We start from the raw sequence: 14203 nt of genomic DNA, 5'->3' as shown, positions 1-14203 counted from the left end.
TTTTAGGCGGGCGCTGTCTGGTCGGGGGCAGGGGTGCCACCATTTTTCTTTTCCTCATCACGCCGCGCAATAAGCAAGTACATAGCTGGGGTCACAACGCGGGAAAGCAAGGTCGAGCTTATCAAACCGCCGATAATGATGATCGCAACCGGCGCATAAAGCGTCCCGCCCAGCAAGGCTAAAGGCAACAAACCGCCAATAGCGGTAACGGATGTCAGCAACACGGGCAAGAACCGGACCTCACCGGCTTTTTCAATGGCTTCCCGCAAAGGCATCCCGCGTTCGCGCAATTGGGAGGTAAAATCGACCAGCAGAATGGAGTTTTTAATCTCAATGCCAATCAAGGCAATGAAGCCGATTACGCCCATGAAGCTCAGCGCCTCGCCCGTCAGATATTGGGCAATCAGTCCCCCAAATGTGCCCAACGGAATGACCCCTGCAACCACGATTGTCTCTCTGAAGCGGCCGAATTCAGCAACCAGGATCGCCATGATAAAAAGAATGGCAGTGAAAACAATCGGCCCCAGATCGCCAAAAGTGTCGCCAATAGATTCACTTTCCCCGCCAACCGAGAAAGAATAGCCCTCTGGAAAATCGATTTTCTGGATTTCCTTCACCGCCTCATTCGTCACAATGGACGCCACTTCATTATATTCGAGCTGCGCGGTAACAGTAACCGATCGTTCCAACTGGCGACGCTGAATTTGCGGCGGCACGTTGGTCAGCTTCGGATTGGTGACCTGTGACAACGCCACCGGATCACCGCTGCGTGTGGCCAGATAAATATCGTCCAGGACAGAAACGGGCTGCGTTTCCTTAAGCGGCAAGCGCACGGTCACCGGATAATTATCGCCTTCCTCATCCCGAAAAGTCGCTGCTCGTTCACCGCTTATTGCCAATTGAATGGCGCGGCGCGCTTCGCCCGGCGGGATATTCAGCAGGGCTGCCTTTCTCTCGTCCAGTCCGATATCCAGGTCGATTTTATCTGTTCCGATCGGGTTATCAATATCTCTGGCACCGCTTGTGTTGCGCAATATATCCTCAACCTGACCGGCAAGATCTTTCAGGACATCGAGCTGTGGTCCGGATATCTCAATGGCCACCGGTGCTTCAATCGGCGGGCCATTTTGAAAAGGCTCCAATTTTATCCGCGCGCCGGCAATGGTATCAAATTTCGTCCGCAAGCGCTCGACCATTTCCGGTCCGTCGTCTGCATCCCAATGGTCAAGCACCGCAAGCACTTCACCATAGTTGGTGCGCTCTGCACTGACAAAAACATTGTAGAATACCTGCGGATTGCCGGCGCCGATATTTTCTGCCCGGACTTTGATCGATGGTTCCGCCTCCATGATTTTTGCGACCTGACTGACAATCTGATCAGTTTGATTGAGACTGCTGCCCTGTTCGGTTTCAACAGATACCCGGAAATAGGGAGAATCAGAATTTGGGAAAAGCGAGAAACCCATTAACGGGACCAGGGCAAAGGCTGATATGCAGAGCACCATCGCGATAGCAACAGTTCGCCGCGGTGCACCCAGAGCGATATGCAAGAGCGGGCTGTAGAAGGTTTGGATCCGGTCGTTCAGCCAGCGGAGCAGGGCATTGCCCTCCGGATTTTCATCCCTGCGTAACATACGGCTGGCCAGGAACGGGATCAGGGATAACGAAATTACCAGAGATGCCGCCACCGTCATCATGATCGCGAGGTAAAAGGAGCGGGTATAAGAGCCCGCCCCGCCCGGCAAGAACAGCAGCGGTGCAAAAGCGAAGATCAGAACGAAAGTGGATCCGATAACGGCGCCGCGAATCTCCAAAGTGGCTTCGATGGCCGCCTGCGTTCGTGTTTTCCCCATTCGGAGATGGCGCGCGATATTTTCTGTGACAACAATCGAGTCATCGACCAAAAGGCCCAGTGAGACAATGAACCCGGCGATGGAAAGCTGGCTGAGATTATAACCCATTGCATAGAGAACGAGCAGACCTGAAGCCAAAGACAAGGGGATAGAAATCATCACCATGGCCGATGCGCGCCGACCAAGAGGCAACAAGGTGAAAATCACCAACCCGACTGCGATGGCAAAGTCGCGTGTCAATTCATTCAAACGGCGCGTGACATCGCGGCTCTGGTCAAATTGCAATGCCAGTTTGATATCTGCGGGCAGAGTGGCCTTTTGATTGACCAGTTCTGATTCCAGTTCTTTCCTTAGCCGGGTTACATCGATGCCATCTTTTTGCGTCGCGGTTACGACTATGGCGCGTTTGCCGTTATGCCGTGTGCGGTAAATCTGCTCGGCCGCACCCCATTTGACACTAGCGACGTCCTGGACAGTCAGCAATGCGCCTCCCGCTGCGCGCAGCGGTAAATTGCGAATGGTTTCCAGACTGCGAAAAGCGCCACCCGCTTTGACATTGAGCCGCCGATTGCCACTTTGCACAGCTCCACCGGGAAGCTCGACCCCGCCTTGTCTCAAAGCATCGGCAACCGCGCTTGCCGGGACCTGCAGTTCTGACAGGCGCGCTGCATCAATCTCGACGCTGATTTCTGGTTGCGGCAGGCCAAATATCCGCGCTTCGCGTACGCCGGGATAGCGCGTCAGATTATCAACCAGATCATCAGCATATTTTTCCAGCCGGCGCCATGATGCGGTTTCACTGACCAAGGCGAGTTGCAACACCGCGGCCTCCGTGGTGCGAACCTTGCGAAATTCCAGACGTTGGAGATTTTGGGGCAATGTTTCGCGAATGGCATTCACTTCGCGAACAACATCGTCAAAATAGCCTTCCACATCCCCGGACCAATCGGTAAATTCGACTGTGATTGTGCTGCCACCGTCGGTGCTGTTGGACCGGACTTCCTTTATATCATCCAGGCTTTGAACAGCCTCCTCGATCGGCTTGGCGATTGTCTCTTCCATATCCTGAGCATCGGCACCGGGCAGAATGGCGATGATGCTGACAACGGGAATGGGGAAATGCGGATCAACGGCGCGGGTAATATTCGACAGGGCGCTGATACCCAATACGACAAGTAGCGCGAACAGGATAAGGGACAGCTGCCAGCGTTCTATGACGAACTTAGCAAGCATCTATAGGAATCTCGCCAATGAATATGGGGATCTTATCATTTTTTCGTTCTGATCGGCTTAATGACATTACCATCGCGCAATTTTTCGACACCGCGCGCAACCACAACGTCGCCCTCAGCTAGTCCTGAGGATATTTCTAGATTGTTGTCGGTCAGTTTGCCGATGACAACGTTGCGCGCTTTGACCCGTTTTTTCTCGTCTACGACATAGACCAAGCCTTCGCCGGAACGCACACCAAATATAGCCGTTGCCGGAACAGCGACAGATCCATCGCTGTCGCGTGACACTTCAATATCAACCGTGCCCAACTGACCGGAACGAAGCCGCTCATTGGCGGGCAGCAGGAAGCTGATCTCAAAGGTTCCGGTCTGCTCATCTGCCCGGCCATCCTTTTCACTGACAACAGCCTCGAAGGGTTCGTCTGAAACCGCAGATATCGTCACATTGGCGCGCGTGCCAACCCGAACGCGGGATGCATCGGCATCTGTCAACGGGACTTTCAGCACAAAGCCCTTGTCTGTTTCACCGAGAACCAGCACGGTCGTACCGGCGTTCACAATCTGACCGGCATCGATATTTCTGCTCAATATGATGCCGTTGCTTGGCGCATGAATATGGGATGTTCTGCTTGCAAAACTGTTGGCGTTAACCTGCGCTTTGGCTGCCCGCATCGCCGCTTCGGCTTGCTCCAGGCGCGCTTTGGTTACCCAACCATCGGCAAAGAGAGACTTGATCCTCTCAAAATCCGCCTCTGTCCGATCCAGTTCTGCCTGAGCTGATTCCAGATTTGCGGACACGGTGCTGTTATCCAGTGCTGCCAGGGTAGCACCACGTTTAACCCGGTCGCCTTCTTCATAGCGTACCGATGCAACTTGCCCGGATGTGGTAAACCCCAATTCCGTTTCCCGCCGTAAACGTACAGTGCCGGCGGCGGTTATGGTTTCATTCTGGCTAGCGGCTTGGACGGTGATTGTTGCTGCCGGAATAGGGTCTCGGTCCTTCGGTTCTTCCTCCTCGGTTCCACTGCAACCGAACAACAAAACCGTCGCTATTAACGCCAGAGATTTTTGAGTACGCCCCGCCATATATTCCTATCTCGTCCCCTCCCGACGACCCTTCATAAGTCGCGAAACGGCCGTGACCAACAGAAAATTGCGATTTGCAATGAAAAGGGCCGGATCATACGACCGGCCCCTTGGTTTTCTCATAATATGTTGATGAGAATATTAGTCTTTCGTGCCAGCAATATTTTGACCATCGCCACCAACAATTTTGTAGGTAATGCCTGCCAGTATGGCGCCAACAATTGGCGCGACCCAGAATATCCAGAGCTGCGACAGAGCAATCCCGCCTTCGATCAGCGCAGGGCCGGTGCTTCGCGCCGGATTGACCGACGTGTTCGTCACCGGGATACTGATCAGATGGATGAGTGTCAGCCCAAGGCCAATTGCCAGCGGTGCAAAGCCGGCTGGTGCACGACCATCAGTTGCACCCAAAATGATCATCAGGAAAAAGAATGTCAGCAATATCTCAATCGCTACCCCAGCGCCCATTGTGTAACCTCCAGGCGAATTTTCGCCGACACCATTGGCCGCCAAGCCGTTGACCGCGATATCATAATCGGCATTGCCGGATGCGATGACATAAAGTGCCGCTGCCGCTGCAACTGCGCCAACGACTTGCGCGATAATATAGACCGGAATTTCATTCGCCGGAAAGCGCCCGCCAGCCCAAAGGCCGATGGTCACGGCTGGATTGAGGTGACAACCACTAATATGCCCAATTGCATAAGCCATGGTGACCACGGTCAGACCAAAAGCCAGCGAAACGCCCAAAAGGCCGATACCAACATCCGGAAATGCCGCAGCGATAACCGCGCTTCCACACCCGCCAAAAACAAGCCAAAATGTACCTAGAAACTCTGCCAGTGATTTTTGTATTGCTGTCATATTCTTGACCTCCCCAAGAAATGTTCACAGCCTCTATTGAGCTGCGCGTCAGCTATTTACCGTAATTCAGCCAAATATCCTAATTTGCTGGCGTAAACCTATGTAAAAGATCAGTCTTTTTGGGCCGCGCGCTTTAACCGATCATTTATGGCTGCGCCAATACCGGTGTTCGGAATGGGCGCGACAGCAATAAGCGGGCGATCGCTGGCGTCGGCAACATGCAGGGCGGCGAACAAATTTGTCGCCGCTTCAGCCAGGTCGCCGTTGACAGACAGATTTGTATCGCCAGCTATGTCGCCAAAACCGATATGATAGTAATCGGGGCCCGCTTGTGTCGCATCAAGGCGCACAGATTTATTGGGTGCATAATGGCTGGCAAGCTGCCCCGGGGCTTCGATCTTTTCACCTTGATGATTGACTGCCGTCTTGCCTGTGCTTGCCTGCAGCTGGTCTGACGTCAGAGGGCCTGGGCGCAATATCTGATAGTCATCACCCCTGATCGCGACAATGGTTGATTCTATGCCGCTTTCACAGGGGCCGCCATTCAGTATCATGGGTGCGGCCTTACCCAAGCTATGTTCGACATGCTGCGGCTTTGTCGGGCTAATGGCACCGCTTTTGTTGGCGGATGGAGCGGCAAGGAATAGCCCTGATATGTTGAGCAATTCCTGCATCAAGGGATGTGCCGGGCAGCGTAAGGCGATGGTGTCGAGACCGGCCGTTACGGCGGGGGCTACCGGGCAATCTGGCGTTTTGGGAACGACCAAGGTCAATGGCCCAGGCCAGAAATCTTTGGCCAGTTTGTTCGCCAGACCATTGAGCAAGCCCAGTTCTCCGGCGGCTTCGGTACTCGGCACATGGACAATCAATGGATTGAAATCCGGCCGACCCTTGGTTCGGTATATATCTGCTATCGCGCTGGCGTTGGTCGAATCGGCAGCCAGCCCATAGACGGTTTCGGTGGGAACAGCGACCAGTCCACCCGACCGCAATCGCTCAGCAGCGGCGGATATTGCCTGTGTGCCGTAACGTCGCGCATTATCGTCAATATGATCATTTGAGCCGGGCATGATAGGGCGCTATAGCCCAGCGAGATTTCAAGCAATAGCGGATACCAGTTAGATGAGCTTTACAGCGCCCAGCAGAGAACAAAATTTCGTCCTGAAACATATCGCCAATATCGGCGCGCTTGCCGAGCATGAGCGCTTTGCCGGTGCCAGCGAAGACATGGTCGAGGCAATTGTTGAAGGTATTGGCCAGTTTGCTGCTGGTGAATTTGCACCGATTAACCGGACCGGCGATACGGTTGGTGCCAAATGGAATGATGGCGCGGTGACCATGCCTGCTGGCTTCAAGGAGGCTTATGGTCAGTTTGTCGAAGGCGGTTGGGCATCCATTGACGGCCCCGAAGAATTTGGTGGTCAAGGCTTGCCCTATTCTCTGTCCGCTTTGATTCTCGAGACCTGTGGGGCTGCCAATTTCGCCTTTACGCTGTGCCCGATGCTGAGCTTTGGCGCGGTTGAGGCGATTCATGCGCATGGCAGTGATGAGCAAAAAGCCACTTACCTTCAAAAGATGATTTCCGGTGAATGGACCGGAACGATGAATCTGACCGAACCGCAAGCCGGATCTGATGTCGGAGCCTTACGTTCCACCGCAGAGCCGATCACCGAAGGCGAACATGCCGGGAAATATAAGATCAAGGGCCAGAAGATCTACATCACCTTTGGCGAACATGATCTGACCGACAATATCATTCACCTGGTTCTGGCCCGTACACCCGGCGCGCCGGAAGGGACGCGGGGTATATCGCTGTTCATTGTGCCGAAGTTCCATCTGGATGCCGATGGCAATAGTGGCGCGCCCAATGATGTGACCTGCGTATCGATCGAGCATAAGCTGGGTATCCATGCTTCGCCGACCTGTGTCATGGCCTATGGCGAGAATGACGAATGTATTGGCGAAATGATTGGCGGTGAATTTGGTGGCATGAAGGCGATGTTCACGATGATGAACAATGCGCGGATCAATGTCGGCTCACAAGGCGTGCAAATTGCTGAACGGGCAACCCAGCAAGCCATCCAATACGCTAATGACCGGGTGCAATCGGCCCGCGCCGGTAGCGGCAGCAAGGATTCGGTTGCGATTATCGAGCATCCGGACGTGCGCCGCATGCTTCTGCGCAGCAAGGCGCTGACTCAGGCGGCACGGGCACTGCTATATTATGCAACATCCCATGTTGATGGTGCGACATTGGGTATCGAAGGCGCGAAATCACGCGCCGAAATTCTGACCCCGCTGATCAAGGGCTATGGTACCGACATTGGCAACGAAGTCGCTTCCATCGGTGTACAGGTGCATGGCGGCATGGGTTTTGTCGAGGAAACGGGCGCTGCCCAGCATTTCCGCGACGCCCGGATCGCCCCGATTTATGAAGGTACAAACGGCATTCAGGCAGCAGACCTAGTTGGCCGGAAACTGGGCCTGGATGGCGGCGATGCGATGATGGCGCTGATCGCGGATATCAAGACGGAAGCTAAGGACGAAGACGCGCTGATGACATTGGCCATGATGGTTGAAGATATTGCGAAATGGATGACCGGTGGCGATGCCTCGATTGATGACCGGCTTGCTGGCAGCTATCCGTTCATGACCATGCTTGCGACGGCGACATGCGGCATGTTGATGAAAAAGCAGCAGCGTATTGCCGAGGCAGAGCTGGCCGATGGCAATGATCCGTTCCTGAAAGCGAAACTGGTGACGACCCGCTATTATCTCGATCATCTGGTACCCGAAGCCTTGGGCTCGAAAGCGGCGGCTATGGGGGGCGCGGATCTGCTATATCGCCTCGACAGCGAGGAACTGGTTGCCTGATATGAGAGATGGAGAGATCAAAGCGGCGCTTCTTAGGATTGCGGATGCTTTGGATCGCCTGTCTCCCATTCCCGACGCTCTGGCAGATATCGGGTCTGGTCCGGCTTTCCATTGGACCGGAACAACCATCAAGGCGATTGAGACTTTCGCGCCGATCGCGCTGGACCTGCTGACCGGGATTGATGATCAGAAGGCGCGGTTGCTGGAAAATACCACGCGTCTTGCCAACGGTTTTGCGGCTCATGATGTCTTGCTGTGGGGCTCGCGCGGCATGGGCAAATCTGCTCTTGCTAAGTCGGTGGTCCGCGAAATGCATGAGGCGGGCAAAGATATCGCGATGGTCGAGGCGAGCGCTGATATGCTCGAAACGCTGCCTGATCTGTTTGCGGTCCTCGGCAAGGCGGACCGTGCGTTTATCCTCTTCATTGATGATATCGGTTTTGACGAAGGCAGTGCAGCTCCGCGTTTCTTGCGGTCCATGCTGGAAGGCGGCGCGGCGGCGCGTCCCGATAATGTGCGGCTCTATGTGACGTCTAACCGGCGGCATATCGTCCCGCGTCATATGGCGGAACAAGATGATCCGATCAATCCGCGTGACGTGATTGATGACAAGCTGGCGCTATCGGATCGCTTCGGGTTGCGACTGGGTTTCCATGCCGCGTCTCAGGATGATTATCTGGCGATGATCAATCGCTATGCCGAGGTTCACACGCTTGATTTTGACAGCGAGGATGCGCTGCTATGGGCGAAGCAACGCGGCAGCCGGTCAGGCCGGGTCGCTTGGCAATATATTGTCGAACTGGCCGGTCGGGCCGGAAAGTCGGTCAGCTAGGCTGTTCGGTCTCGGCTTCAGCCTTTGTCGCGCCGGGCTTTGAAACCCGCCAGATAATCCCGCCGACATCATCGCTCACCAATAGCGCGCCGGTCTGGTCAAATTCCACCATGGTGGGGCGACCGCGTGCCTTTTCTTCGTCATCGATAAATCCGCTAAGCACCATTTGCGGTTTGCCTTGTGGTTTGCCTTTTTCATTAAAGTCCACGTAGACAACGTCATAGCCGGATAGCGGTTTGCGGTTCCAGGAACCATGTCTCGCTACGATAGCACCACTGTCAAACGGTGCGCCCAAAGCTTCGCCATTGGCAAAGGCCAGTCCCAGAGGGGCCACGTGGGCGCCAAGGCCATAGTCCGGACGCCGCTCATATTGGCGATGATCCAGGTTTTTCGGTTCAACCCTCGGGTCAACATGACCGCGCCAGAAATGCCAGGGCCAGCCATAATGGGAAGCGAAGACCACTTCGGTCAGATAATCCGGCACCATATCGCTGCCGAGCATGTCGCGTTCGTTGACAACGGTCCAAAGCCGGCCCGAAACCGGTTCATAGGCCAGACCGACAGGGTTGCGCAGGCCATCGGAGTAAACAATCTTGTCATTGGTCGCCAGTTCAACCCGAAGAACAGCGGCGCGCTCATTCTCGGTATCCATGCCGTTCTCACCGATATTGCTGTTCGATCCGACAGCGACAAACAGATACTTGCCGTCGGGGCTGGCGATGAGATTGCGGGTCCAGTGATTATTGGGTGCCTTGGCATTAAGATTGGCGACCTTTCGGCCCTCGGCAGTAATTTTGGTATCACCGACAGTGTAGGGATAAGCGATGATATCATTGGTATTCGCCACATAAAGCGTGTCATCGACAAGCGCCATGCCGAAGGGCGAGTTGAGATCCTCGAGCAGGGCGAATGTTTCGTCCACCTTGCCATCCGCATCGCTGTCACGCAGCAGGCTGATCCGGTTGGCAGAAGGTGTTCCGGCCCCCGCCTTGCCCATCAGGTTCCGCATGATCCAACCTTCAATACCCTTGTTGGTGCGCGGCGGGCTGTTGGTTTCAGCAACCAATATGTCACCATTGGGCAGGCGCAGCATGGAGCGAGGATGATCCAGCCCTTCGGCAAAACGCTCAACCGTCAGTCCCTCTGCTGCGACCGGGCCTTCGCCGGGTTTCCATGGGTCGGCTTCAGCAATATTGATCGTCGGGAATTTTTCTGTCCGTACATTGGTAATCGTCGGCTTCACGCCGGTGGTCGCTTCCAGTGACAGTCGGGCAGTGTCGCCGCGCGTCACATAATAGCCAGCGCCGATGACCAACAGGATGATCAATATCGATATATTGCGAATATGTTTTAGCATTTTTCAACAATAGGAAGCGCCGCGTCTGATGACAAGCGCGCTATTCGGTTCTGTTACCGGCTAATCGGCTTCAACCGTCATTCTGACGATCGAAATACCAGATGGCGGTTGCTACAAAGGCACCTGCAGCTAGTCCGCCGAGGAACCCAATGGAGGGCTGGCCCAGCAATCCTCCCGCGATGACGCCGATGATACAGCCAGCCGCCAGAAAAAAGCCGCCAGCACTCTTGTTTGACCTTTCTACCGGTTCCTCGCCGTTCGTCATATTGGTCCCCTAACAATGATAGCGCTTCACGATCACAGCGCCTCTCAAGCATGCCATGCCATGGTCAGCGATGATTGGCCAGACCAGTCTGCCTATCAAAAGATAAGCTTTTGTTCACCATCGCTTTTGACGGAATTTCCATTCCTGTTCCCTAGACAGCTGGCTTGTCGAGCGCGGCCGTAGCGGCGCGATTTTAGCACAGGAGCCTGTTTTGCAACTACCCGTATTCATAGACTCCACCAACTTTTCCGATGCTGAGCAGCTGATCACCAATTTTGGTGAAGAAGCAGGCCTGGAGGCGGCCAACCGCGCTGATCAGAGCCGCGCTCTGGGCAATCATATACATTATTGCAAGTGGCGGCAGGTTGAACGGCTTTGCGTGTTCCTATCTATCGATCAGTCAATAGGAACATTGCACTAAATCACTGATATATAAAAAGATGTCTCATCGCTTGGGATTGCAGATAATGTCTGCAGATCCACCGGACCTCACACTGCAATTCGGTTTTCCATCAATCCGGATCTTGCCGGTACCGCTGTTCGAGATATTGGCTTCTTTCTCGACGAAGACATGACTGCTCGCCGGCCCGCGATGCGTCAGATCCAGTGTCTCTACGGTTAGTTGCGAGCCATCGAATATGCTGGAACCCAACAGGCTGATCCGCGCCTTTGTCGCCTCGCCGGCTATAACAATCTGACCGCCGCCGTTCATCGCGATGTCCAGCATATCGCTATCGACATCGTTAATCGTCAGCACGCCAAAACCGCTCAGGCGCACTTTGGACTGGCTCCCGCCCAACCTGTCGAGGGATACCGTGCCTGCCCCGCTATGGTTGATTGTCTTTATATCATAGGTGCTAAGGGTGATCGTCACCGGTTCATCCGCAGAAAAACCGTTATTACCTCCAGGCTTTGGCGTGACCGATATGATCAGCTGACTGCCGCTTTTGCGCAAGGATACGCGGTCCAGCGTTTCCCGGTTGGCTGCCTCGGCGCTTGCCGATACGCCGCGGTCGGTCGTGATAAACACATTGACGCTGCCAATGATTCGAACATCTTCAAAGCTTGAAATGGAAAACTTGCGCTCCACTGCGTGTGCAGGCGCTGCCAGCAGGGCAAAGCCGAGTGACAGCATGATAAAGAGATTTTTCAAAGAAAGGTTTCTCGCAGAAAGATTATTCATAGCGGCCGTGCTTCTCCAAATTCCATCCAGCCCAACCATCTGGGCGTTTTCGGGGCATAATGCCCGCCATCTTCATTCAATGCGAAACCTTCTGCCGCGAATAATTTCGAGACCGGGCGGTGTAAGTGGCAACCACCGGCGATATGTTTCCATACCGGCTCAATCCGCTGTTGCCATTTTTCCGGACCTTTGTCGGGTGCGCGCCCATGCTCGAGGAACAGGATTTTGCCGCCCGGTTTCAGGACCCGCCGCATTTCTTTCAGGACTTGTTTACCATCCTGTACTGAACAAAGTGTAAAAGTGGTAAGCACCGTATCGAAACTGTCATCGGCAAAGGGCATCGCCTCCCCGACACCGTCCAATATGTCCATTTCGAAACCGCGCTCCTTGGCTTCCTTGCGCGTATAATCGAGCAGTTCGGCGGAGGGATCGAGCCCGGTCAATTTGTCGACCCTGGATCGATCATAGAATTGCAGGTTGATACCACCGCCGCAGCCCAGTTCGAGGACCTCGCCCTGTGCCTTGGGAACAATTTCGCTGCGATCTTTCATCACCGCGGGTTGTGAACAGGCAAATTTTATCAGCCTCGGAACGGCATGTTTTTCCCAGAAATTAGGCATGGCTGCGCTCCCCCTGAACCAAAAAACCGGAAAGCCTGTCCCTGATCATCCGGGTCTGATCCGTGACATGCTGCCGCTCCAGACCAAAGTTCACACAAATCACAGTCCCTTTTTGTCGTGCAGCCTGGCATGCAAAGTTCACACATTTCATACAGCTTTTTTGCAGGTTGCGAACAACCTGAAGTTCACACAATTCACGCCCTCTGTCTCTGCGAAAAGCGGGCAGCTGTGGCGCCGGTTCGGAAACCGCACCATATCTGATTTGATGGTCTTTTCTTGTCATGATGACCCTCCCCAAAGCCTGCGCGACCCAGGTTAGCAGAAGGTCAATCAGGTAGGAAAGGGAAATCAGCTTAGGCAGTTACCCGCAGGTTATGTCGCCGGACCCTCTAGACTTGGTTTTACAGGTGGCGTCGCCATGGATACGAATGTCGCCTGATCCGACGACTGTGGCATTGACCGTGCCGTCAGAAGAGAGGGCAACATCACCGCTGCCGGCGACCTTTATCGTCGCGTTTTCGGCTTTAAGCTTCTTGCCGCTGATGTCGCCGGAGCCCGCTACGGATATGGTGACCTCGTCGGCTGTGCCAGCAATAGACACATCCCCAGAACCTGCGACTTTGGTGGTCAGCGACGCCGTTTCTATTTCAGCAATGTCGATGTTGCCGGATCCGGCAACACTGATTTTCGCACTTTCACCGTTCATATTGTCAACCTGCATGTCACCAGAACCGGCCAGCTTGGCGCTTTTCAGGGACGGCGCACTGACATAGACTGTTGCGCCCCGATAGTTGCCGCTCCACATGCTGCTATTTTTTTCGCGGCCGATTTTCAGCTGCCCGCCAGTTACCTTGTAGCGCAGTTGTTCCAGCGTATCAGCATCGCCCTCTGCCCGGATCGAGAAGTCCGCGCCGGTGGTGAAGATGACATTATCTGGTCCTGCAAGAGTCACACCTTCAAATTCGCCAGGATTCGTATCGGAAGTCCCAATTTGCGTGCCGTCAGAGAAACTGCTTTTTCCCGCGTTGCCAACCGCGCTGGCGATAGAGCCTTCGCAGGCTGAAAGAGCTAGGAAAGGAATGACAAGTAACATTTTTTTCATGAGGGCCTCCAATGTGTATTGTTTGACTAATACAGCAAGACAATCATGTTGGCAAGCGATGAGTTGGCATAAACCTGATGGATGCAGAGGTCGTTACTTCGCAGGCTGGCGTACCGCCAATATGTCGCAGGGCAGATAGGTGATCAGCGCGCGCGCCATGCTGCCCATCATATTGGCACGAAAGCCGCTTGTCCCATGCGTGCCGATTACCGCAAGATCGGTATGGCGATTTTTGATGGCCTGCTGGACGACGCTGCAAGTGTCGCCATATTCCACGCTATAGGTCAGGTCTTTGCGCGTTCCGGCAGGAATTTTCAGACCCTCCATGAATTTCGCAATCTGCAGATGCTGTTCGGTACGGAATTCCTCCGTCACCTTGTCGGAGTGAAGAAAGCCTTCGAACGGTACGTGAAAGGCATTGATGATATGTGTCTGCTGTTCAGGAAACAGGGTGCAGCCCTGTTCAATCGCATAAGCCGAAGGGGATGAGAAATCGCTGGCCGCAACAAGACGCTCATATTCGGTGGTTGCGCGATTTTTGGCGATCAGCACCGGCAGTGGGCTGTGATGGACAATACGTTCAAGCTGTGTGCCCATGACCAGGTCACCAAGGCGGCCAATCCGGGCGACGCCAGCGACAATCATCGCTGCCTTCGTTGCTTCGGCATGTTCGATAATCTGGCTGACCACATCACCGCGTTCGACAATAATCTCCGCTTCCATGTCATAGCTGGCCAGATCCATTGCGATCTCGGCAGAAGCCGCCTGAACGGCCTCGCTATCATGGCGCCCTTTTTCCAACACGTGGAAAACCACAAGCTTTGCCCCTCGTGCCTTTGCCAACTGGATGGCACGGTCCATCGGCCGGTCACCGCGTGCGGTCAGGTCAGTTGTAAGAAAAATAGTCTGATCGGATGTAGTGGACATGGGGGATG

General features: G+C 54.4%; 13 protein-coding genes. 3 read left to right on the top strand and 10 right to left on the bottom strand.

Annotated elements, in window-relative coordinates; genetic code table 11:
* Positions 1-2: 2 nt before the first annotated feature.
* The 4 genes from AC6I9Z_RS01585 to AC6I9Z_RS01570 all read right to left on the bottom strand — a co-directional run bounded on the left by AC6I9Z_RS01585 (position 3) and on the right by AC6I9Z_RS01570 (position 6105).
* Positions 3-3086 (bottom strand): efflux RND transporter permease subunit, encoded by a 3084-nt coding sequence (locus tag AC6I9Z_RS01585; protein WP_461457638.1) that lies wholly within the window; start codon positions 3084-3086, stop codon positions 3-5.
* 35 nt (positions 3087-3121) lie between these two features.
* Positions 3122-4171 (bottom strand): efflux RND transporter periplasmic adaptor subunit, encoded by a 1050-nt coding sequence (locus tag AC6I9Z_RS01580; protein WP_461457640.1) that lies wholly within the window; start codon positions 4169-4171, stop codon positions 3122-3124.
* A 141-nt stretch (positions 4172-4312) separates the two neighbouring features.
* Complete coding sequence (gene aqpZ / locus AC6I9Z_RS01575) at positions 4313-5035, bottom strand: aquaporin Z (protein WP_461457642.1); 723 nt, start codon at positions 5033-5035, stop codon at positions 4313-4315.
* 110 nt (positions 5036-5145) lie between these two features.
* Entirely contained in the window at positions 5146-6105 is a 960-nt protein-coding gene (locus AC6I9Z_RS01570) for an L-threonylcarbamoyladenylate synthase (RefSeq protein WP_461457643.1), read from the bottom strand.
* Positions 6106-6157: 52 nt separating this feature from the next.
* Here AC6I9Z_RS01570 and AC6I9Z_RS01565 point away from each other — a divergent pair, with 52 nt between their 5' ends.
* On the top strand, positions 6158-7909 hold the full coding sequence (locus AC6I9Z_RS01565) for an acyl-CoA dehydrogenase family protein (RefSeq protein ID WP_461457646.1): 1752 nt from the start codon (positions 6158-6160) through the stop codon (positions 7907-7909).
* Position 7910: 1 nt separating this feature from the next.
* Positions 7911-8741: an ATP-binding protein gene (locus AC6I9Z_RS01560; protein WP_461458231.1), complete on the top strand. Its 831-nt coding sequence runs from the start codon at positions 7911-7913 to the stop codon at positions 8739-8741.
* On the opposite strand, the gene AC6I9Z_RS01555 is transcribed toward AC6I9Z_RS01560, so the two are convergent.
* Together AC6I9Z_RS01555 and AC6I9Z_RS01550 are read right to left on the bottom strand one after the other, a co-directional pair.
* A complete protein-coding gene (locus AC6I9Z_RS01555) occupies positions 8734-10098 on the bottom strand; it encodes a PQQ-dependent sugar dehydrogenase (protein WP_461457648.1) in 1365 nt (454 codons plus the stop codon). The two genes, AC6I9Z_RS01560 and AC6I9Z_RS01555, sit on opposite strands and share 8 nt — an antisense overlap.
* A gap of 70 nt (positions 10099-10168) precedes the next feature.
* Complete coding sequence (locus AC6I9Z_RS01550) at positions 10169-10363, bottom strand: hypothetical protein (RefSeq protein ID WP_461457649.1); 195 nt, start codon at positions 10361-10363, stop codon at positions 10169-10171.
* A 211-nt stretch (positions 10364-10574) separates the two neighbouring features.
* On the opposite strand from AC6I9Z_RS01550, the gene AC6I9Z_RS01545 reads away from it, so the two are divergent.
* Positions 10575-10784: a hypothetical protein gene (locus AC6I9Z_RS01545; RefSeq protein WP_109354470.1), complete on the top strand. Its 210-nt coding sequence runs from the start codon at positions 10575-10577 to the stop codon at positions 10782-10784.
* Between the two features lie 24 nt (positions 10785-10808).
* Here the strand turns inward: AC6I9Z_RS01545 and AC6I9Z_RS01540 are convergent, their stop codons facing one another.
* From AC6I9Z_RS01540 to AC6I9Z_RS01525, 4 genes are all read right to left on the bottom strand, one after another.
* Entirely contained in the window at positions 10809-11516 is a 708-nt protein-coding gene (locus tag AC6I9Z_RS01540; RefSeq protein WP_461457651.1) for a GIN domain-containing protein, read from the bottom strand.
* Positions 11517-11542: 26 nt separating this feature from the next.
* Positions 11543-12166, bottom strand: a complete 624-nt coding sequence (locus AC6I9Z_RS01535) for a class I SAM-dependent methyltransferase (RefSeq protein ID WP_109354468.1) — start codon at positions 12164-12166, stop codon at positions 11543-11545.
* 361 nt (positions 12167-12527) lie between these two features.
* Entirely contained in the window at positions 12528-13268 is a 741-nt protein-coding gene (locus AC6I9Z_RS01530) for a head GIN domain-containing protein (RefSeq protein WP_461457653.1), read from the bottom strand.
* 93 nt (positions 13269-13361) lie between these two features.
* Positions 13362-14195 carry a universal stress protein gene (locus AC6I9Z_RS01525; RefSeq protein ID WP_461457655.1) on the bottom strand — a complete coding sequence of 278 codons (834 nt, stop codon included), beginning with the start codon at positions 14193-14195 and terminating at the stop codon, positions 13362-13364.
* Between the last annotated feature and the right edge of the window lie 8 nt (positions 14196-14203).

Source organism: Parasphingorhabdus sp. (assembly GCF_059726685.1).
The sequence above is the reverse complement of the archived record's forward strand: the minus strand, read 5'-3'. Positions and strand labels throughout refer to the sequence as shown.

Coding starts and splice junctions, on each gene's coding strand:
- AC6I9Z_RS01535 (WP_109354468.1), bottom strand. CDS start 12,166: ATGCCTAATTTCTGGGAAAAACATGCCGTTCCGAGGCTGATAAAATTT.
- aqpZ (WP_461457642.1), bottom strand. CDS start 5,035: ATGACAGCAATACAAAAATCACTGGCAGAGTTTCTAGGTACATTTTGG.
- AC6I9Z_RS01580 (WP_461457640.1), bottom strand. CDS start 4,171: ATGGCGGGGCGTACTCAAAAATCTCTGGCGTTAATAGCGACGGTTTTG.
- AC6I9Z_RS01565 (WP_461457646.1), top strand. CDS start 6,158: ATGAGCTTTACAGCGCCCAGCAGAGAACAAAATTTCGTCCTGAAACAT.
- AC6I9Z_RS01550 (WP_461457649.1), bottom strand. CDS start 10,363: ATGACGAACGGCGAGGAACCGGTAGAAAGGTCAAACAAGAGTGCTGGC.
- AC6I9Z_RS01555 (WP_461457648.1), bottom strand. CDS start 10,098: ATGCTAAAACATATTCGCAATATATCGATATTGATCATCCTGTTGGTC.
- AC6I9Z_RS01530 (WP_461457653.1), bottom strand. CDS start 13,268: ATGAAAAAAATGTTACTTGTCATTCCTTTCCTAGCTCTTTCAGCCTGC.
- AC6I9Z_RS01525 (WP_461457655.1), bottom strand. CDS start 14,195: ATGTCCACTACATCCGATCAGACTATTTTTCTTACAACTGACCTGACC.
- AC6I9Z_RS01570 (WP_461457643.1), bottom strand. CDS start 6,105: ATGCCCGGCTCAAATGATCATATTGACGATAATGCGCGACGTTACGGC.
- AC6I9Z_RS01560 (WP_461458231.1), top strand. CDS start 7,911: ATGAGAGATGGAGAGATCAAAGCGGCGCTTCTTAGGATTGCGGATGCT.
- AC6I9Z_RS01585 (WP_461457638.1), bottom strand. CDS start 3,086: ATGCTTGCTAAGTTCGTCATAGAACGCTGGCAGCTGTCCCTTATCCTG.